The 19837-nt window shown below is 29.5% G+C and carries 18 protein-coding genes and 1 tRNA gene; 5 read left to right on the top strand and 14 right to left on the bottom strand.

Annotation, left to right across the window (positions count from 1 at the left end):
* The first annotated feature begins 35 nt into the window (after nt 1-35).
* Together ABY863_RS00315 and ABY863_RS00320 are read left to right on the top strand one after the other, a co-directional pair.
* Nucleotides 36-1151 carry an efflux RND transporter periplasmic adaptor subunit gene (locus ABY863_RS00315; RefSeq protein ID WP_372792162.1) on the top strand — a complete coding sequence of 372 codons (1116 nt, stop codon included), beginning with the start codon at nt 36-38 and terminating at the stop codon, nt 1149-1151.
* A gap of 188 nt (nt 1152-1339) precedes the next feature.
* Nucleotides 1340-1720 (top strand): hypothetical protein, encoded by a 381-nt coding sequence (locus tag ABY863_RS00320; protein WP_372792164.1) that lies wholly within the window; start codon nt 1340-1342, stop codon nt 1718-1720.
* A gap of 32 nt (nt 1721-1752) precedes the next feature.
* Here ABY863_RS00320 and ABY863_RS00325 read toward each other — a convergent pair whose 3' ends face one another.
* The 3 genes from ABY863_RS00325 to ABY863_RS00335 are packed head-to-tail and all read right to left on the bottom strand — an operon-like array spanning nt 1753 to nt 4387.
* A complete protein-coding gene (locus tag ABY863_RS00325; protein WP_372792166.1) occupies nt 1753-2640 on the bottom strand; it encodes a 3-hydroxyacyl-CoA dehydrogenase family protein in 888 nt (295 codons plus the stop codon).
* Between the two features lie 9 nt (nt 2641-2649).
* Nucleotides 2650-3426, bottom strand: coding sequence for a PhzF family phenazine biosynthesis protein (locus ABY863_RS00330; protein WP_372792168.1), 777 nt, complete (start codon nt 3424-3426; stop codon nt 2650-2652).
* 1 nt (nt 3427) lies between these two features.
* On the bottom strand, nt 3428-4387 hold the full coding sequence (locus tag ABY863_RS00335) for a Gfo/Idh/MocA family protein (protein WP_372792226.1): 960 nt from the start codon (nt 4385-4387) through the stop codon (nt 3428-3430).
* 85 nt (nt 4388-4472) lie between these two features.
* Between ABY863_RS00335 and ABY863_RS00340 the strand changes: the two genes are divergently transcribed.
* On the top strand, nt 4473-5114 hold the full coding sequence (locus ABY863_RS00340) for a protein-L-isoaspartate(D-aspartate) O-methyltransferase (RefSeq protein ID WP_372792170.1): 642 nt from the start codon (nt 4473-4475) through the stop codon (nt 5112-5114).
* A 54-nt stretch (nt 5115-5168) separates the two neighbouring features.
* Here the strand turns inward: ABY863_RS00340 and ABY863_RS00345 are convergent, their stop codons facing one another.
* The 10 genes from ABY863_RS00345 to ABY863_RS00390 form a co-directional block, all read right to left on the bottom strand.
* Nucleotides 5169-5603 carry a DUF2147 domain-containing protein gene (locus ABY863_RS00345; protein WP_372792172.1) on the bottom strand — a complete coding sequence of 145 codons (435 nt, stop codon included), beginning with the start codon at nt 5601-5603 and terminating at the stop codon, nt 5169-5171.
* Nucleotides 5604-5637: 34 nt separating this feature from the next.
* A complete protein-coding gene (locus ABY863_RS00350; protein ID WP_372792174.1) occupies nt 5638-6162 on the bottom strand; it encodes a KdsC family phosphatase in 525 nt (174 codons plus the stop codon).
* Nucleotides 6146-6907, bottom strand: a complete 762-nt coding sequence (locus tag ABY863_RS00355; protein ID WP_372792176.1) for a Rossmann-like and DUF2520 domain-containing protein — start codon at nt 6905-6907, stop codon at nt 6146-6148. Before ABY863_RS00355 ends, ABY863_RS00350 begins: the two co-directional genes overlap by 17 nt.
* Nucleotides 6908-6995: 88 nt before the next feature.
* Entirely contained in the window at nt 6996-9716 is a 2721-nt protein-coding gene (ppdK, locus tag ABY863_RS00360; RefSeq protein ID WP_372792178.1) for a pyruvate, phosphate dikinase, read from the bottom strand.
* 197 nt (nt 9717-9913) lie between these two features.
* Complete coding sequence (locus ABY863_RS00365) at nt 9914-11230, bottom strand: TolC family protein (protein WP_372792180.1); 1317 nt, start codon at nt 11228-11230, stop codon at nt 9914-9916.
* Nucleotides 11220-14513, bottom strand: a complete 3294-nt coding sequence (locus ABY863_RS00370) for an efflux RND transporter permease subunit (protein WP_372792182.1) — start codon at nt 14511-14513, stop codon at nt 11220-11222. Before ABY863_RS00370 ends, ABY863_RS00365 begins: the two co-directional genes overlap by 11 nt.
* On the bottom strand, nt 14513-15634 hold the full coding sequence (locus tag ABY863_RS00375; RefSeq protein ID WP_372792184.1) for an efflux RND transporter periplasmic adaptor subunit: 1122 nt from the start codon (nt 15632-15634) through the stop codon (nt 14513-14515). The genes ABY863_RS00370 and ABY863_RS00375 overlap by 1 nt, the downstream gene beginning before the upstream one ends.
* 26 nt (nt 15635-15660) lie before the next feature.
* Nucleotides 15661-16122: a MarR family winged helix-turn-helix transcriptional regulator gene (locus ABY863_RS00380; RefSeq protein WP_372792186.1), complete on the bottom strand. Its 462-nt coding sequence runs from the start codon at nt 16120-16122 to the stop codon at nt 15661-15663.
* Nucleotides 16123-16262: 140 nt separating this feature from the next.
* Entirely contained in the window at nt 16263-17126 is an 864-nt protein-coding gene (locus ABY863_RS00385; protein ID WP_372792188.1) for a hypothetical protein, read from the bottom strand.
* A gap of 356 nt (nt 17127-17482) precedes the next feature.
* Nucleotides 17483-18331, bottom strand: a complete 849-nt coding sequence (locus tag ABY863_RS00390) for a Two component regulator three Y domain protein (RefSeq protein WP_372792190.1) — start codon at nt 18329-18331, stop codon at nt 17483-17485.
* Between the two features lie 236 nt (nt 18332-18567).
* On the opposite strand from ABY863_RS00390, the gene bshB1 reads away from it, so the two are divergent.
* Both bshB1 and ABY863_RS00400 read left to right on the top strand, forming a co-directional pair.
* Nucleotides 18568-19284, top strand: a complete 717-nt coding sequence (gene bshB1, locus ABY863_RS00395) for a bacillithiol biosynthesis deacetylase BshB1 (protein WP_372792192.1) — start codon at nt 18568-18570, stop codon at nt 19282-19284.
* A 49-nt stretch (nt 19285-19333) separates the two neighbouring features.
* A tRNA-His gene (locus tag ABY863_RS00400) sits at nt 19334-19409 on the top strand.
* Between the two features lie 19 nt (nt 19410-19428).
* On the opposite strand, the gene ABY863_RS00405 is transcribed toward ABY863_RS00400, so the two are convergent.
* The gene (locus ABY863_RS00405; protein WP_372792194.1) at nt 19429-19821 is read right to left on the bottom strand and encodes a response regulator; all 393 of its coding nucleotides are present in this window, start codon (nt 19819-19821) and stop codon (nt 19429-19431) included.
* Nucleotides 19822-19837: the final 16 nt, after the last annotated feature.

Genomic DNA, 19837 nt, shown 5'->3' on the forward strand with positions numbered 1-19837 from the left:
TTTCATAGACCTTAAAAACAATAAAAAATAAACAAATGAAAAAAACATTAATTTTTGGAGGAATAGGATTGGCACTTATTGCTATTTTAGTCTGGTTTGGAGTTAAGAATAGCAAATCTCCAATACAATATGAAACAGAAAAACCATTTAAAACGAATATTGTTAGAAAAACGGTAGCTACGGGTAAAGTGGTTCCTTTGGAAGAAGCTGAAATAAAACCTAAAGTATCAGGAATTATTGAAGAAATATTTGTCGAAGAAGGAGCACAAGTTAAAATAGGTGATTTAATAGCTACTATTAGAGTAGTTCCAAATGTACAATCATTAAATAGTGCCCAAGGAAATGTTAAAACATCTCAGCTTCGTTATGATAACACTAAAATATTATTTGAAAGAAATAAAGGATTATTTGAAAAAGGTGTAATTTCTCGTCAAGAATTTGAAACTACTGAATTAAACTTTAATAGTGCAAAGCAAGATTTAAATAGTGCTCAAAATAATTTGGATATTATTAGAAAGGGATCCGCAGCAGGTATGGGGAAAACAGCAAACACTTATGTGAAAGCTGAAATTTCTGGTACAATTTTAGAAATCCCAGTTCGTAGAGGTACTCAAGTAATTGAAAGCAATACTTTTAATGCAGGTACTACTATAGCAACTATTGCAGATATGACAAAAATGATTTTTGAAGGGAAAGTTGATGAAGCTGAGGTTGGAAAAATTAAAAACGGCACTGTATTAGAAGTCTCTTTAGGCGCAATTGAAAAGAAAAAATATCCTGCTAAATTAAACTTTATTGCTCCAAAAGGAACAGAAGAGAATGGTGCTGTACAGTTTAAAATAAAAGGTGATGTAACTTTAGATGATGAATTTTTTGTTAGAGCGGGCTATAGTGCAAACGCAGATATTGTTTTAGAAAAGAAAGATAGTGTACTTTCTATTAAGGAAGCTTTATTGCAATTTGATAAAAAAACTGAGAAACCTTACGTTGATGTTAAAACTGGTGATCAGGAATTTGAAAAACGTGATGTGGAATTAGGAATTTCTGATGGGATTAATGTAGAAATACTATCGGGAGTTACTATTGAAGATGAAATAAAAATTTGGAATAAAACATCTAAAAAAGAAGAAGAGGAAAATGGCAATGACTAATGAGTAACTTTTTATAAAATTTAAAAGCGTTTTAATATCTATTAAAACGCTTTTTTTATATCTTTATAGAAATACTTTTAGAGATATAAATTATTTTGTTCATTTAAATCTTTTATGATTTTTATCAGCGGAAAATTTAAATTAAAGTAAGAAATTTATAGTATTAAAATTTTAAAAGCAGATAGCGTATGGAAAGTCAGTTAGTTTACTTAAGTGATTTAAACTTCAATTTAGATGTATGGAAAAGAGAATTGAAGTTTCAGGAAAGTGAAATGGATTATTTTGAAGAAAAACTAGAGCATATTGCAATTCGTAACCTTGGAAGTGATGTTATGGTGCAGTTAGAAGGTTTTCAAAATAAAATAATTCGTGAACGAGAGGTGATGGGTCATTTAAGACATAGAATTAGAATGAAGAAGAGAGAATTAGCACAATCAAAATTTGAAAAAAATGCAGAAGTTTTATTTCAAGAAAAACAGGTAATGTTAAAAGATGAAATGGCAACATTTGTAAAAATGCATTATGAACTGAAAGAAAGCATGATGGATTTTTTCTTAAAGTATCTATAATAAAAAAAGAGCCGCAATTTGCGGCTCTTTTTTTATTTAAATTGTTGGGAGATAATTTCTGCTTTTCGTGATTCTGAATAATCATAAAAACCTTCACCAGATTTTATTCCTAGTTTCCCAGCTTGTACCATATTCACTAATAAGGGGCAAGGTGCATATTTAGGATTTTTAAATCCGTCATACATTACATTTAGAATAGATAAGCAAACATCTAGACCTATAAAATCGGATAATTGCAGTGGTCCCATTGGGTGTGCCATTCCTAATTTCATTACTGTATCTATTTCATAAACTCCAGCAACGCCATTGTACAATGTTTCAATAGCTTCATTAAGCATTGGCATTAATATTCTGTTAGCAACAAAACCAGGATAATCATTAACTTCAACAGGTACTTTTTTTAAACTTTCTGAAAGCTTCATAATGGTTTTAGTAACTTCATTAGAAGTATTATAACCTCTAATAATTTCTACTAATTTCATAATTGGAACAGGATTCATAAAGTGCATTCCTATTACTTTATCTGGACGGTTTGTAACCGCTGCAATTTTAGTAATTGAAATTGACGAAGTATTTGTTGCTAAAATAGTTTTTGAAGGAGCTTCAGCATCTAATTGTTTAAATATTTTTAATTTTAAATCAACATTTTCAGTGGCAGCTTCAATAACTAAATCTGCATTTTTAACCCCTTCAGAAATAGAAGTGAATGTGGTCAAATTGTTTAGCGTACTAATTTTAGTAGCTTCAGTAATAATATCTTTAGAAACTAATCGATCTAAATTTTTGGTAATTGTTGCTAAACCAAGGTCTAAAGCATCTTGAGAAATATCAACTAAGTTTACAATGTAATTATTTTGAGCAAAAACATGTGCAATACCATTGCCCATTGTTCCAGCACCAATAACGGTTATATTTTTCATAATTTATATTTATAGTGTAATTTTTCCTTTTAAATAGGTGGATGCTTGTCCACTCATTTCAACTCGATTGTTTAAATAGGTGCATTTTAAAATGCCAACTCGTTTTGAAAGTTGAACAGCGTTTAATTTAGTTTTATTTAACTTTTCAGCCCAAAATGGAATTAATAAACTGTGTGCTGAACCAGTAACAGGATCTTCGTTTATACCAAGTTTTGGGGCAAAGAACCTTGAAACAAAATCTACTTTGTCCCCTTTTGAAGTGACTGCAATTCCGTTTGATTCTAATTCAGATAAGAGACTAAAATTGGGTTTTAAATTTGCAACAGTAGTTTCATCTTCAAGTTCAACCATTAATTTCCAAGTTCCTTTATATGTTTTTAAAATAGAAACATTTAATGCTTGTTTTAAAAGTATAGGCGTTTCAATTTCTTCAATTTCTTCAGAAGGAAAGTTTAGCGTATACCAGTCATCATTTTTTTTAACAGTAAGATTTCCACTTTTAGAATTAAAAACTATTAGTTCTTCTTCAAAATCTAATTCAGTATAAATTATGTGTGCTGCAGCTAGCGTAGCATGGCCACATAAGTCAATTTCACAAGAAGGAGTAAACCATTTAATATCAAAAGATTGTTCATTTTTCACAAAGAAAACAGTTTCAGATAAATTATTTTCTTCAGCAATAGCTTGCATTAAATAATCTGAGATCCATTCATTCAAAGGAATTACCGCCGCAGGGTTTCCTTTGAATATTTCATTGTTAAAAGCATCAACCTGATAAATAGTCATTTTAAAAATCGTTAATAATCATGTGCGCAACACGCAAAGATTCTGCTCCTTGTTCTAAAGTTACAATAGGTGTTGTATTATTATTTATTGCATCAGCAAAGGTCTCTAATTCATCTAAAATAGCGTTGTTGCTAGCAATAATTGGGTTTTCAAAATAAATTTGCTTTTTAACGCCTTCAGCATTTTGTAAAACTAAATCAAAATCACCTTGAACTTTTGGAGCGTCTTTCATTCTTACAACTTCAGTCGCTTTTTCAAAGAAATCTACTGCAATATATGCGTCACGTTGAAAAAAACGTGTTTTACGCATATTTTTTAATGAAATTCTACTGGCAGTCAAATTTGCAACACAACCGTTTTCAAATTCAATACGAGCATTTGCAATGTCAGGTGTATCACTAATTATAGAAACACCACTTGCATTTACACTTTTAACCTTAGATTTTACAACACTTAAAATAATGTCAATATCATGAATCATTAAATCTAAAACCACAGGTACATCAGTTCCTCGTGAATTAAATTCAGCTAATCTATGTGTTTCAATAAACATTGGATTTGTAATTAAATCTTTAACGGCTGTAAAAGCTGGGTTAAAACGTTCTACATGACCAACTTGACCTTTTACGTTGTGTTTTTTTGAAAGCTCAATTATTGTTTCAGCTTCTTCAACTGTTTTTGTTATTGGTTTTTCAATAAAAACATGTTTACCTTTTTCTATGGCTTCTTTAGCGCAATCAAAATGAGACAGCGTAGGAGTTACAATATCAACTACGTCTACTGCATCAATTAATTCTTGAATGGAATCAAAAGATTTATAACCAAATTCGGCTTCAATTTTTGCTGCATTTTCTTTTATAGGATCATAAAAACCTACTAAATTATATTTTTTGGAATGATTTAATAAGTTTAAATGAATTTTACCAAGATGTCCGGCACCTAAAACTCCTGCTTTTAGTATCATAAGAATATTTATTTTTAGATAAACAAAAGTAAGAATCTTTAAGCATTTATTCCTATTTTTAGCAACTCAAATTTTGTAATTAGTGAAGGATACACACAAACATCAAGGACTTAGAAATCAATTAGTAAAAATTTTAGAAGAAAAGGGAATTACAGACAAAAATGTGTTGACAGCAATTGCGAATGTTCCCCGACATTTATTTATGGATTCTGGTTTTGTAGATTTTGCGTACCAAGATAAAGCATTTCCAATTGCAGCAGATCAAACAATTTCACAACCATATACAGTAGCTTTTCAAACAGAATTGTTGGAAGTAAAACCCCATCATAATGTTTTAGAGATAGGTACAGGTTCAGGGTATCAAACTGCAGTGTTGATAGAAATGGAAGCAAAAGTATATACCATTGAGCGACAAAAAGAATTGTTTAAAAAAACAAAATTGTTTTTACCTAAAATTGGGTACAATCCTAAAAAAATAATATTTGGAGATGGCTATAAAGGTTTGCCAGAAAATGCTCCTTTTGATAGGATTATAGTAACCGCAGGAGCTCCTTTTGTACCAAATCCATTATTAGCTCAATTAAAAATAGGAGGTAGGTTAGTTATTCCTGTAGGTGAGGATGAACAAATAATGACGTTATTTGTTAGGACTAGTGAAAAAGATTTTAAAAAACATGAACTAGGTAAATTTAGATTTGTACCTATGTTAAAGAAACGAAATTAAAAGTATAAAAAACTCCTATTCAATAATAAATAGGAGTTTTTTCATTGAATTTATTTAATCTTGAAACCTTGTCCAATATTGTGTTCTCCCAATAATTGCAAAACCAATAAAACCTCTAACTTTTAATTTGTTTTCGTCTTCTAAAGTAATATAACATTTATATTCTTTTCCTGTTTTTGGGTCTAAAATTTTACCATTGTTCCACTCATCATCATCTTGTGATAAACCATTGATAATAACCATACCTTTTACGGGTTTATTTTTATTATCACCTTTGCATAAATCACAAATTTTGTCTTCTTTTCCTTTTTCTAAAACTTGCAAAACTTTTGCGTAAGCTTTACCATTTTCCTTATAAATTTCAACTATAGATTTTTCTTTACCTGTTTCATCATCAATAGTTTTCCATTTCCCAAAAATTGACTGTGCGTTACTTGTAAGAGTACCGAATGCTATGCAAGCAATTAAAATTAAAATATTTTTTTTCATCTTTTTATGTATTTATTATTTATTAATTTACTAATCATATTTTTGCATCAAATTGACCTTCCCATTTTCCTTGAACTTTTAAAACCTGTTCTATAACGTCACGTACACATCCAATACCACCTTTTTTATGAGAAACATACAATGATATATCTTGAATTTCTGGGGCGGCATCATTTGGACAGCAAGGTAAACCTACTTTTTTCATCACAGGATAATCAGGAATATCATCACCCATATATAATATATTTTTGGTTTGAATGTTGTGAAGTTTTGTGTATTCTTTAAATTGATCTAATTTATTGTGAGCTCCCAAATATATATCTATAATTCCTAAAGCTTTTAGGCGTGTGCGAACTCCTTCATTGGTTCCTCCAGAAATTATACACACGTTATAACCTGCCATTACAGCTGTTTTAAGTGCGTAACCATCTTTAATACTCATATTTCTAATCATTTCACCGTCAGGAAAAATAGTAACCATACCATTCGTTAAAACTCCATCAACATCAAAAATAAATGTAGTGATTTGAGGCATAATTTCTTTATAACTTTTCTGCATATGTTTTATGGATAGATTTGGTTAGCAATGTATAAATTTCTCGTTGATTTATAGGTAACATTGTTTTGTGTTTTTCAATAGTATTTGTATCATTTCTTCTTGCTGGCCCTGTTTGAGCTTCATAAGGTGAAATTTCACCTATTTTTGAAGCAGTTTCAAGTATCAGCGGTTTTAAAATTTCAAACGGTACATTGGCAGTATTACAAATATCATGCCCAATTTTATACATCACATTTACAAAGTTATTTACAAAAACTGCTGCAAGGTGCAAATGCTTACGTTGTTCAGAATTTATTTCATAAATAGTACTTGAAATTTCTGAAGCTAATTGAAATAATAATTTTAAATCTTTTTCATTTTCAGCTTCTAAACAAACAGGAATTGAAGAAAAATCTGGAATTCTATTTTTAGTAAAAGATTGCAATAAATAAAAAACACCTTTATTACAATTAGTATGTAAATCATTCATACCAATTGCTCCAGAGGTATGAACAACTAATTTGTTTTTAAAATTTATTTTTGAAGCAATTTCTATAACAGCATCATCTGAAACCGCAATAATATAAATATCAGCCTCTTTTAATTTACTTAAATTATTGGTAATTGAAGTGAAATTTTTTAAATGTTGAATTTTATCTAGACTTCTATTGTAAACCTGAATTAGATTTACAGAAGCATTTTTTAACAAATGTGTTGTTAAATGATATGCTACATTTCCACCACCAAGAATTACAATGTTAATCATGCTACGAAGATAAATGAATTGAAGCATAAAAAAAATTCCATCTTTTTAAAAGATGGAATTTTTAGTAATAATAATTTATTATAGATACTTATTCTCTCATTGCAGCTTGAGCAGCAGCTAAACGTGCGATTGGCACACGGAAAGGAGAACAAGATACGTATTCCATACCAACTCTATGGCAGAATTCAACTGAACTAGGTTCACCACCATGTTCACCACAAATACCTATTTTTAAAGTTGGACGAGCAGCTTTACCTTTTTCACATGCCATTTCAACTAATTGTCCAATACCTTCTTGATCTAACACTTGGAAAGGATCGTGTTTTAAGATACCTTTTTCAATGTAGATAGGTAAGAATTTACCAGCATCATCACGAGAATATCCGAATCCCATTTGAGTAAGGTCATTTGTTCCGAATGAGAAGAATTCAGCATGTTCAGCAATTTTATCAGCAGTTAAACAAGCACGAGGAATCTCAATCATTGTTCCTACTAAGTAGTCAACTTCTATACCTTTTTCAGCAAATACAGCAGCAGCAACCTCACGGATGATGTTTTCTTGCATTTTAAACTCTTGCATAGTACCAATTAAAGGAACCATGATTTCTGGTTTAGGATTAAATCCTTTAGCTTTTAGATCACAAGCCGCTTCTATAATTGCACGTGCTTGCATTTCTGTAATTTCTGGGTAAGTGTTTCCTAAACGACAACCTCTATGACCTAACATTGGGTTAAATTCGTGTAAAGATTCAACTTTAGCTTTTACAAGCTCAACATCAACACCTAATCTTTCAGCCATTTCAGCTTGAGAAGCAGCATCGTTTGGAGTAAACTCGTGTAATGGTGGATCTAATAAACGAATTGTAACACCAAATCCATCCATTGCTTCAAGAATTCCATAGAAATCTTCACGTTGGATAGGTAATAATTTAGCTAATGCATTTTTACGTCCTTCAACGTCTTCAGCAAGAATCATTTCACGGATAGCCCAGATACGATCTCCTTCGAAAAACATATGCTCAGTACGACAAAGTCCAATACCTTTTGCTCCAAATTCACGAGCAGCTTTTGCATCATCAGGAGTATCAGCATTTGTACGAACGTACATACGTGTATTTTTTTCAGCTAATTCCATTAATTTAGCAAAGTCACCATCTAATGTAGCAGTCATTGTATCTACTTTTCCATCATATACAATACCTGTAGTACCATCTAATGAAATAAAATCACCTTCTTTATACACAACACCATTTACAGTCATTGAAGATCCTGAAACAAATACACCTGCAGCAGAAGAGATACAACATTTACCCATTCCACGTGCAACTACAGCAGCGTGAGAAGTCATACCACCACGTTCAGTAAGAATACCTTCAGCAGCATACATACCTTTTAAATCTTCAGGAGAAGTTTCTCGACGAACCAAAATTACTTTTTTACCATCAGCAGCCCATTTCTCAGCAGCATCAGCAGAAAAAACAACTTGACCAGTTGCAGCACCAGGTGATGCAGGAAGTCCTTTAGAAATTTCTTTTGCAGCAACAACAGCGTCGTGATCAAATACAGGGTGCAATAATTCATCTAATTTATTAGGCTCTTGACGTAAGATTGCAGTTTTTTCGTCAATAAGACCTTGCGCTAACATATCTACTGCCATTTTTACCATTGCAGCACCAGTTCTTTTACCGTTACGAGTTTGAAGCATCCAAAGTTTACCTTCTTGAATTGTAAACTCCATATCTTGCATATCACTGTAGTGATTTTCAAGTTTTTGTTGTGTTTCATTAAGTTCTTGATATAATGAAGGCATAACTTCTTCTAAGGAAGGGAAGTTTTTAACTCGGTCTTCTTCTGAAGTACCGTTACGTTCAGCCCAACGTTTAGATCCTATTGTTGTAATTTCTAATGGAGTACGAACACCAGACACAACATCTTCACCTTGTGCATTTACTAAATATTCACCATTGAATTGGTCTTCACCAGTTGCAGCATCACGAGAGAAACAAACTCCTGTTGCAGAAGAATCACCCATATTACCATACACCATTGCTTGTACATTTACAGCAGTACCCCACTCAGAAGGAATGTTTTCCATTCTTCTGTAAAGTATGGCTCTTTCAGTATTCCAAGAATCGAATACAGCACAAACAGAACCCCAAAGTTGATCCCATGGATTTGTAGGGAAATCTACACCGGCGTGTTCTCTAATAACTGATTTATAACCTTCAACAAGATCTTTAAGATCTTCAACAGTTAATTCAGTATCAATTTTATATCCTTTAGCTTCTTTTAATTTGTCAAGAATAACCTCAAATGGGTTATGATGTCCTTCTTCAGCTTCAACACCCATTACAACATCACCATACATATGTATGAAACGACGGTAAGAATCGTATGCAAATTTTGCGTTACCTGATTTTTCAGCAATAATTTTTACTGTTTCATCATTCATACCTAAGTTAAGAACTGTATTCATCATACCTGGCATAGAAGCACGAGCACCTGAACGAACAGATAATAACAAAGGAAAAGAACCATCAGTTGGGTCAAATTTTGCACCCATGATAAGTTCAGTAGCTTTAACGGCTTCTTCAACTTGTTCTTTTATAACTTTAACCACAGCATCTTTGCCATAAAGATTGTATTCAGTACAAACTTCTGTAGTAATTGTAAATCCAGCAGGAACAGGTATTCCAATTAAACTCATTTCTGCCAGATTAGCTCCTTTACCTCCTAAAAGGTTTTTCATAGTGCTATTTCCATCTGCAGTCTTACCTCCAAATTTGTATACTCTTTTTTTTCCTTCCATTGTTATTATACTTTAATTTATTATGTTATTTTTTATTTTACGAGGGCACAAATTTAGGGAATTTCCTCTTAATCTTGTATGATTTATATCATTGATTTTTAGCACGAAAACGATTTAGATGTAAATATTTTAACTTATTTAATATGTAATAAGTAAGGATTTCATGAAATAACTACATTTATTGAATCATTTTTAACTTAAAATTCTTGACTTAATAATTCTCCAGAAAGTTGTAATAATTTTAATTCAGCATTTTTAGCATCATATTTAGCTAAGTTAAAGTTTGACTGTGCATTAAAAAGATTTACCTGTGCTTGTCTAAATTCTATAGATGTTATTTGCCCCAATTTAAATTGTTCTTCGGTTCTTGAAAAATTTCTTTTATTAGTTTCTACATTTTTTTCTTCTGAATTTAAAATAAATAAAGCATTGTTGTAAATTTCTAAAGCATTCGCAATGGAGCGTTCTAATTCATTTTCTACTTGTTCTTTTTGAACTTGTAAATTATCAGCTACTATTTTTGAATTTTGAATACGTGTTTTTGTATTTCCCCCATCAAATAAATTCCAATTTAAACTAACTCCTGCATTTAAACCTTTTGATAATTGCTCTGCATTTGTAAATGTAATATCATTATCATATTTATTGAAACCGAATGAACTATTAAAATTAAGAGTAGGATATAGGCCAGACTTGTTAATTTTTATATCAAAATTACTTAGTTCAATGTTTTTTGTTACTTTTTGCATTTCAATATTATGACTTTTAGCTTTTTCTAATAAATTTTGATAATCGAATATTAAATTAAATGAAACATCCATATCAACAGTGAAATTGGCTGTAACGGATCTTCCTAAAAGTAAATTTAAATCGCGTTTAGAATTTGCTAAAAAGCGTTGGGTATTTATATATCTGATACTATCATTATTTACATCAACTTCTGCATTTAATACTTGTAGTTTGGTACTTTGTCCATAGTCAAAACTATAATTTGCACGTTCTAATCTTTGTTTTGAAATTTTTAAGGATTCTAAAATATTTATAGCATCCACAGTTAATTGGGCTACATTATAATAGGTTGCGAAAATTTGCAATACTGAATTTTCTATAATAGCTTGGGCTTCGAGTTCAGATAAATTATACGTTTCTTTTAGCTTTTTATAGTTATAGGTCCTTCCTAAGCCATCAAATAATGTGTAATTTAATCCTATTGATGCATTGTATACTTTAGACTCAGCATCATTAATTTCAGATTTATCACCGCTTTGAGAAGTGAATTCACTTGAATTGTTATTATAATTTGCACCAGCATTAGCAGTTACTTTTGGTAAATAACCACTGTTGTAAATACTTGCGTTATTTTCAGCAATTTTCACCTTATTTTTGGCTATTTTAATACCATAATTATTTTCCAAAGCTAACTTAATAGCATTTTCTTTACTTAAAAGTTCTTGGGCCTGACTAACCGAAAAACTTAAAAATACAGCTATTAATACTATATTTTTATAACTCATTTTCTTTATTTTTTTGTGTAAGAATTTTTCTGTCAAGATACTCTTCGTGTATTAGTTTTAGTTCCAAATCTTCTGTTAAATCAACATCTGAATTCAATTGTTTTTCACTTTCATCTTCTTCTTCACTTTTCAATTCAATAATTGCTCTTTCAACTTCTTCTTTGGTAACTTTTTTACCAGTTATTAACCATTTTATAAAAACTTTAATATCATTTGAAACCGATAATAATAGCGGTAACATAACCAAAGTTAAAACTGTTGCAATGGCAATACCGTAGGAAATGGAAATAGCCATAGGTTTTAAAAATTGAGCTTGTCTGCTTTTTTCTAATAATAATGGAGCTAAACCTGCTACTGTAGTTAGTGTGGTTAATAAAATTGCCCTAAACCTTGATATGGAAGCTTGTATTAGAGCCTCATCATATTTCATGCCTTGCTTTAAATAACCATTAAATTTTTCAATGAGTACAAGTCCATCATTTACCATAATTCCTATTAAAGCTATAATTCCAAGCCAAGAAAGAATATTTATTGGGAAATCATGAATCCAATGTCCCCAAATAACACCAATTAAACTAAAAGGAATCATTAATAATAATAAAATTGGCTGTTCATAAGATCTAAAGGTAAAAGCAATTACAATATAAATAAGTGCTAAAATTATGAGTCCAACTTTTTTTACTGAAGTTATTGTTTTTTGAGCTTCTCTATTTTGACCTTCATAAGCAGCAGAAACGGTTGGGTATTTTGAAATAATTTCTGGTATTATATTTGTTTTAATATCATCTAAAATATCAGTTGCACTTTCCCCAGGAGATTTCATATCTGCAGTGATTTGAATTTCACGTTTACTGCTTAAATGATTAATAACAACATCTCCTCTTTGAATTTCATAAGTTGCAATTTCAGATAAAGGTACGTTTTGATTTGAAGGAGTTGTAATCCACATATCATTCAAATCTTTAATAGATGATCTATCTTCTTTTTTATAACGAACCCAAACTTTAATTTCATCTTGCCCACGTTGAAATCGTTGAGTTTGCATACCGAAAAACCCTGAACGAACTTGGCTCATAACAGTTTGTAAGTTTAATCCCAATAAATAAGCATTATCTTTTAGTCTAATTTGAATTTCTTTAATCCCAGCAGGATCATTATCTGAAATATCTTTTAACTGCGAGTTTTTTGCTAAAATTTCTTTCAATTCAATTTTAGCGGCTTTTAATTCTTCAATATTATTTCCCAACAAAGAAACGGCAACCGGACTTCCTCCAAAATTACCGCCAGATCCAAATGTTAAGCTTTCAACACCATGTATAATACCCACTTTTTCACGAATGGCATTTGTAATTTCGGGCGAAGAAAATTCTCTAGCTTCTCCGGGAAGTAAATTTACGGTTAAACTCCCATTTGAAGTCCCAGGGCCAATTCTCTTAATTACATTTTCAACTACTGAAATATTTCCAGTTTGTTTTTTTGTGAATTCATCGTTTATTTCCCATACAGCTACTTCAATTTTTGAAATAATAGAATCTGTAATCATTTCATTAGTTCCTTGAAGCATTTTTAAATCTATGCTAACTCTATCACTTGCAATTGATGGAAAAAAAGATGTTTTAACAATTCCTCCTCCAAGGGCTCCAATACTTAAAATAAGTAATGTGATAGGTATTGCAAATCCAAATAATTTATGTTTTAAAAAAAAACGTAAATAAGGGGCATAAAAAGTATCTCTAAAATAAAAGAGCCCTTTTTCAGCCTTTTGGTTTACATTAAAAAAGAAGGTGTTTAATTTATTTCTCTTTTTTTCTTTTCTCTCTAAAGCTTTAGAATGAGCAATATGTGCAGGTAAAATAATTAAAGCTTCAATTAATGATACAGCTAATGTTAAAATTACAATAACTGATACTTCACTAAAGAAGTTTCCTATTCTTCCATCTAAAAAGAAAAATGTTGAAAAAGCAATAATAGTAGTTAATATTGCTGAAACAATAGGAGGGATTACTTCTAATGTACCATCAATTGCAGCACGTATGGGAGTTTTTCCTTTTTCGTAATGGTGATAGATGTTTTCACCAATAACAATACCATCATCAACTAAAATACCAATTACAATAATCATCCCAAACAATGAAAGTACATTGATGGTTACTCCTAAATTTGCAGCAAAAATAAACATCCCAAAAAATGCAATTGGAATACCAAATGCCACCCAAAATGCCAAACGAATATTTAAGAATAATGCCAAGAAAAAGAGCACTAATAAAACACCCATTCCAGCATTTTTAATTAATAATTCTGTGCGTTGTTTTAATGCAATTGAATTATCACTAGAGATATCTATTTTAACATTTTTCTGTTGCTGGTTGAATTTAGTTATATATTCTTTTACATTCTCGGCAGTAGAAATTAAATCTTCGCTGTTGGTATTACTTACGGTAATATCAATGGCGTTTTTTCCGTTAAAGTATAACCTGTCGGGGTTTTCAGACCAAGTGTCAGAAACATTTGCAATATCACTAAGTCTAATAATATTTCCACTTGCATCAGCTCTTACTATTAAATTTAATAGCTCATTACCAAAATAATTTTTGTTACGAGCTCTAATTAAATAATCTTCATCATTGGTTTTAATATTACCACCTGAGATTAATAAATTGGTTTTGCTAATAGCATTTGATACCTCTGCAAAAGATAAATTATAGGCGCGTAAGTCACTTTCACGAACTGCAATTTCAATTTCTTGAGCGGGAAAACCAGAAAGTCTTACTTGAGAAATCCCATCAATACTTCTTAAATCGTTTTCAACGGTTCTTGCGTATTGTTTTAATGTAGCTAAAGGAATATTTTCTCCACTAACGGTAAAGCTAATGGTTGGTCTCATGGTTTCTATTTTAGCAATTATAGGAGGTTCCATGCCAGAAGGAAAGGAGGGAACTCTGTCTACTGCATTTTTAACATCAGCTAAAACAACATCAATATTTTTACCTTTTATAGTTTCAATATTTATGCTGGCGGAGTTTTCTCTGGAAACCGATGTAACTCTATCAACACCAACAATTCCTTTTAAGTTGTCTTCAATTTTTAGTACAATACCTTCTTCCATTTCTTCAGGAGAAGCGCCAGGGTAGTTTAAACTTATGGAAATGTTTTGTGAATCAGTTAATGGAAAATAGGATGATTTCATGGATAAGTAACCCGCTAAACCAAACCCGAAAAATGCCAAAATAAATATATTTACTGCAACAGGAAATTTTATAAAATAGGATATTACTTTTTCCATTATTGTTTATTGTTTTCAGTTGAAATTTTAACAAGCATACCTATATGAGATCCAGGAACGGGTTTAGATAAAAGTATAGTTCCATTTGCTAATCCTTTAACAACAACCGATTTTTCACTCTCAAAAATTAGATTCACGTTTACTAAATCTAAAACAGAATCTTTTACGATGTATAATTTAGAGTTTTCAATTAACAAATTTCTTGAAACTTCAAATGCATTTTCCTCGGCTTTTGCTTGCAAGGCAATTTCAACATATTGACCTTCTTTTAAATCTTTTGAGCTTACTTGTATAAAAGCTTTAATGGTTTGTGTTGAAGCATCTACTTTTCCATTTATTCTAACAACTTTACCTTTCCAAGTTTTAGTTTTTTCTAAGTTATACAATTCAACTTGTTTGCCAATTTGTAGTAGATCTCTGAATTCAGATTTTATAGAAACACCTATTTCATAAACTGATGGATCTATAAATTCTCCTAATTTCTGACCAACTCTTATCAATGTTCCAGGATTTACTAACGATTCAGTTAGTATTCCATTAAAAGGGGCTCTTAAATTATATTTATTTAATTTAACTTCTAAGTTTTTAACATTGTAATATGCTGTATTTATACCACGACCTGAAATAAAGAATTTTTCTTTTTCTGAAGTTGTTTCTGGTAGTTTCTGAAGTGATTTTTGAGTATCGAAACTTAGCAAGTACGTTTGCCATTTACTATATTCATTAGGGTAATCTAATCTAATATCTGGCATAATAGCAGTGATAGTGTTAAATAAATTGCTTTTTTGCGCTTGTAAATTAGCATAAAACTCGTCACTATTAATTTTAATAATAGTTTCACCTTTGTTATAAGATGTTCCTTGTTTAAAATCTTTGGAAGTAGTTTCTAAAACACCTTGTACTTCAGCATACAATTCAATTTTATTTTTAGCAACTAAATTACCATTTGTAGTAATTACCAAAGGAATTGAGGTGTTGTTTACAGTTTCAGTATAAACAGTTTTTAAAATTTTCTCAGTTTTCGGTTTTGGTTTATTTTTATTGTTAATTAAATATTTAGCAATAAATATAGAGCCTCCTATAAGAACAATTGATAAAATTAAGATTATAATATTTCTCATTGATTTAAATTTGGGTGATTATATAATTAAATAGTGTGATTTTTTAAATTAGTTTGAATTTTGGTCATAACATTGATAAAAACTTCTTTTTCATCTTCTGTAATTCCATTTTGAAGCATTTCTAATGTGTTTAGCATTAAAGGTTTCATTTTAAGAAATAGTAATTTACCTGTTTCAGTAATTTGAATTAAATTTTTACGAGAATCTTTTTTTGAAGGAATTCTAGCTACTAATTTATTTTTCTCCATAACGTTTATAAGTCGTGTTAATGAAGCTTTGTTGCGATTTGTTATAAATGCAAGTTCGTTTTGAATAAGATTGTCATTATCTTCATATAATATTTTCAAAACAATCCATTGCTCTTTGGTTACTTGTATATTATTGTGTAGAAAAACATCTGAAATATGTATGTTTATAAGCTTTTCAGTTCTTCCAATCCAAGGCGCTAATGTTTTATTAAAATCAGAGTTGTTTGAATTGAAATTCATGTATTTAATTTTGATGCGAATATACTAATTGTTATTTATTAGTTGCATATGCAACTCTGTTAAAATTTAAATAAATTTCATTAAAAAAGAGACTGCTTTTAACAGTCTCTTTTTTAATGAAAGTAAAATTTAATGAACTCTTATTGGAGCATTAAGGAATTGTATGTTATGGGGGTTGAATTATTTGAGTATACCTCAACGTCAAATGAATTGTTATTGAATTCAAAGTTTAAAAGTTGTGGCATGTTTTTTATCGAAGGGTCTATACTACCTATAAATCTATTATTATTTAAGAGTAATGTTTCTAATTTAATAAGGTTACTTATTTCACTAGGAATTTCACCTTCAAATAAATTATTAGCTAGTGCAAGTTCTTCTAAATTAATTAGGTTACCTATTTCTGAAGGAATCAGACCAAACATTGAATTGTCAAAAAAGCTTAATGTTTTTAAATTTACTAGATTTTTGATTTTTGATGAAATTACACCAGTTAATTTATTGCTGCTAATTTGTAAAACTTCAAGTTTATTTAATTTATAAATAGATTCAGGAATGTAGCCACTTATTAAATTATTAAATAAAACGAATTCACTAAGATTTATTAGATTCCCAATATTAGAAGGAATTTCACCTTCAATTTGATTCATAAATAACTGAATTTTTTCTAAAGATTCAATAGTAGTAATTTCTTCAGGGATTACACCAGAAATTTTATTAAATCCTAAATTTAAATTTTGTAAAGATGTTAGATTGCTTATAGATGTAGGTAAAACGCCATTTAAGTTATTCATACTTAAATTAATTTCAGTAACAGTATTATTTTCTATAGTAATTCCATGCCAAGTATTTGGAGCGTCATTTAAATTCCAACGAGTATTCCAGCTTTCACCATTTGTTGATTTATATAAATCAAGCAAAGTATTTTTTTCTAAATCTGAAATTTGAGAATAAGTAAGCGGTGCTATTGTTAAAAAAAACAATATTAGTAGAGCTATTTTTTTCATTTTTCAGGATTTGGACATTAAATTTATTTAAATGATGCTGCTAATGTATATAATTATTTTTAATATATCTAATATAATTTACCATTTGTTTAATTTTCAATACCATTCATTAGTTGTAAGTGTTATTTTATTTAAATATAAAATTATCATCCAACTTCATATGAGTATAAAAATTTATGTTTTTAAGTAAAATAAAAATTAATTAAAAAATGAGGAATTTAGAATACAATTAAGTGAGTATCTAATTTGTTTAAAATAATAAAAAGTAATAACTAGTTACAATGTTGTTAATGTGTAAAAAAAAATCACTCATTTTGAGTGATTTTTTTTTAACTAACTTAAAATAATTATTATGATTATTGTGGTAAATTTACGGTTACAATATTTGTTATAACTTCAATTTTTATTGGGTTATTTTCAAAATCAAAGTTGATAAGTTTAGGTAAGTTTTTTATAGATTTATTAATAGTTCCAATAAATCTATTATTATTTAATAATAAGGTTTCTAAATTAGTAAGTTTATTTATTTCCACAGGAATTTCACCTTCAAATAAATTATTGGCTATTGTCAATTCTTTTAAATTTGTAAGGTTACCAATAGTAGCAGGAATGCTTCCATACATTGAATTATCAAAAACACTTAAAGTTTCTAAATTTGTTAAATTTTCAATTTCTGAAGAAATGGTTCCTGTTAAGTTATTACTACTTATGTGTAAAGTTTTAAGATTTTTAATTGTATAAACTGAAGTTGGCAAGTAACCGCTTAACATGTTATTAAAAAGAATTAATTCATTTAGATTTATTAAATTACCAATACTAGAAGGAATTTCACCATGTAACTGATTCATAAATAATTGAATACTGGTTAAAGATGTAATTGTAGTTAATTCATTAGGAATAGTTCCATCTATTTTATTAAATCCTAAATTTAAATTTTGAAGATATTTAAGATTACCAATAGAGGTAGGAAGCTGACCACTTAAGTTATTCATACTTAAATTTATTTCAACTACCGTATTGTTTTTAATAGTGATACCATACCAAGTATTTGGAGCTTCATCTAAATTCCAAGGCGTATTCCAATTGTCTCCATTTGTTGATTTGTATAAATCAATTAATGCATTTTTCTCAATAGATGAAATTTGTGAAAAAGCAAATGGTGAAATCACCATAAAAAAGAAGAATAGGATTGTTGCTTTTTTCATAATATTAGGGACTTTGGGGTTAATTATATTTAAAATCTATAGCTAATGTAATTAATTATTTTTAATCCACCAAACATTTTTAACCATTTACTATATATTTATTACCATTTATTAAAATATTTATACGTTTTGATTTATTTCGTGTTTTAATTAAAAAAAATGTTTTGAAATTAGAGTAGCTATTAGAAGGTTTTAAAAATCACTATATTTGTTGAAATATTAAAGGATTAGATTTTATGAAATTAGATATTTTAGCAATTGGAGCTCATCCAGATGATGTAGAATTGGGTTGTGGTGCAACCATTGCAAAAGAAATTTCTTTGGGAAAAAAAGTTGGAATTTTAGATTTAACTAGAGGAGAATTAGGTACAAGAGGATCTGCTGAAATTAGAGCTATTGAAGCTAATAATGCTGCTAAAATTTTAGGAGTTGCAGTAAGAGAAAACTTAGCTTTTGCAGATGGGTTTTTTGTAAACGATCGTAAACATCAACTTGAAATTATTAGAATCATTAGAAAATATAAGCCTAATATAGTGTTGTGCAACGCTGTTGATGATAGGCATATTGATCACTCAAAGGGAAGTAACTTAGCTTCAGATGCTTGTTTTTTATCAGGATTGGTTAAAATTGTGACTGAATTAAATGACGAAAAACAAGAAGCTTGGAGGCCAAAACAAGTATATCATTATATACAATGGAAAAATTTAGAACCAGATTTTGTTGTTGACGTTACCGATTTTGTTGAAATTAAGATGGATGCAGTTAAGGCTTATAGTTCTCAATTCTATGATCCAAATAGTAAAGAGCCAACTTCACCAATTTCAAGTAAGAACTTTTTAGATAGTATTAAATATAGAGCTCAAGATTTAGGTAGATTGGTAGGTGTAGATTTTGCAGAAGGCTTCACCTCAGAACGTTACGTGGCCATAAAAACTTTAGATAATTTATTTTAAAAAATGTTTGTAATAAAACAGAAATGTTTTACATTTGCATCCGCAATATGGTGGTTGTAGCTCAGTTGGTTAGAGCATCGGTTTGTGGTACCGAGGGTCGCCGGTTCGAGCCCGGTCTTCCACCCAAAATTAAAGGTCTGTTTTTCAGACCTTTTTTTGTGTTGTATTAAGATCAATTTTAAATATTGATTTTATTAAATTTAATAAATCAGTTTTATTTATGGGTTTGGTTATGTAGTAATTACACCCAGCACTTAATGCTTTTTCTTCTTCACCATTTTGAGCAAAAGCTGTTTGAGCAATAATAATGATGTCTTTATTAAAAAGCCTTATTTGGCGGGTAACTTCATATCCATTAATATCAGGTAATTTAATATCCATTAAAATTAGGTCAATATCAGAATGATTTCTAAAATGTTCAATTCCTTTTATACCGTTAGTTGCATATAAAATTTCTCTAGCTAAATTTTGAATAATTTCTGTAAGAAATAAAGCTGAGATATCATGATCTTCTACAATTAATATTTTTAGTTTCATTGCATTTAAAATTATG

This window comes from Lutibacter sp., from assembly GCF_041562875.1.
In the GTDB taxonomy this organism is placed as follows: domain Bacteria; phylum Bacteroidota; class Bacteroidia; order Flavobacteriales; family Flavobacteriaceae; genus Lutibacter.

What these genes read in the sequence shown, in the direction of transcription:
- ABY863_RS00315 (WP_372792162.1), top strand. Translation starts at nt 36, where the DNA reads ATGAAAAAAACATTAATTTTTGGAGGAATAGGATTGGCACTTATTGCT.
- ABY863_RS00320 (WP_372792164.1), top strand. Translation starts at nt 1,340, where the DNA reads ATGGAAAGTCAGTTAGTTTACTTAAGTGATTTAAACTTCAATTTAGAT.
- ABY863_RS00325 (WP_372792166.1), bottom strand. Translation starts at nt 2,640, where the DNA reads ATGAAAAATATAACCGTTATTGGTGCTGGAACAATGGGCAATGGTATT.
- ABY863_RS00330 (WP_372792168.1), bottom strand. Translation starts at nt 3,426, where the DNA reads ATGACTATTTATCAGGTTGATGCTTTTAACAATGAAATATTCAAAGGA.
- ABY863_RS00345 (WP_372792172.1), bottom strand. Translation starts at nt 5,603, where the DNA reads ATGAAAAAAAATATTTTAATTTTAATTGCTTGCATAGCATTCGGTACT.
- ABY863_RS00350 (WP_372792174.1), bottom strand. Translation starts at nt 6,162, where the DNA reads ATGCAGAAAAGTTATAAAGAAATTATGCCTCAAATCACTACATTTATT.
- ABY863_RS00355 (WP_372792176.1), bottom strand. Translation starts at nt 6,907, where the DNA reads ATGATTAACATTGTAATTCTTGGTGGTGGAAATGTAGCATATCATTTA.
- ppdK (WP_372792178.1), bottom strand. Translation starts at nt 9,716, where the DNA reads ATGGAAGGAAAAAAAAGAGTATACAAATTTGGAGGTAAGACTGCAGAT.
- ABY863_RS00365 (WP_372792180.1), bottom strand. Translation starts at nt 11,230, where the DNA reads ATGAGTTATAAAAATATAGTATTAATAGCTGTATTTTTAAGTTTTTCG.
- ABY863_RS00370 (WP_372792182.1), bottom strand. Translation starts at nt 14,513, where the DNA reads ATGGAAAAAGTAATATCCTATTTTATAAAATTTCCTGTTGCAGTAAAT.
- ABY863_RS00375 (WP_372792184.1), bottom strand. Translation starts at nt 15,634, where the DNA reads ATGAGAAATATTATAATCTTAATTTTATCAATTGTTCTTATAGGAGGC.
- ABY863_RS00380 (WP_372792186.1), bottom strand. Translation starts at nt 16,122, where the DNA reads ATGAATTTCAATTCAAACAACTCTGATTTTAATAAAACATTAGCGCCT.
- ABY863_RS00385 (WP_372792188.1), bottom strand. Translation starts at nt 17,126, where the DNA reads ATGAAAAAAATAGCTCTACTAATATTGTTTTTTTTAACAATAGCACCG.
- ABY863_RS00390 (WP_372792190.1), bottom strand. Translation starts at nt 18,331, where the DNA reads ATGAAAAAAGCAACAATCCTATTCTTCTTTTTTATGGTGATTTCACCA.
- bshB1 (WP_372792192.1), top strand. Translation starts at nt 18,568, where the DNA reads ATGAAATTAGATATTTTAGCAATTGGAGCTCATCCAGATGATGTAGAA.
- ABY863_RS00405 (WP_372792194.1), bottom strand. Translation starts at nt 19,821, where the DNA reads ATGAAACTAAAAATATTAATTGTAGAAGATCATGATATCTCAGCTTTA.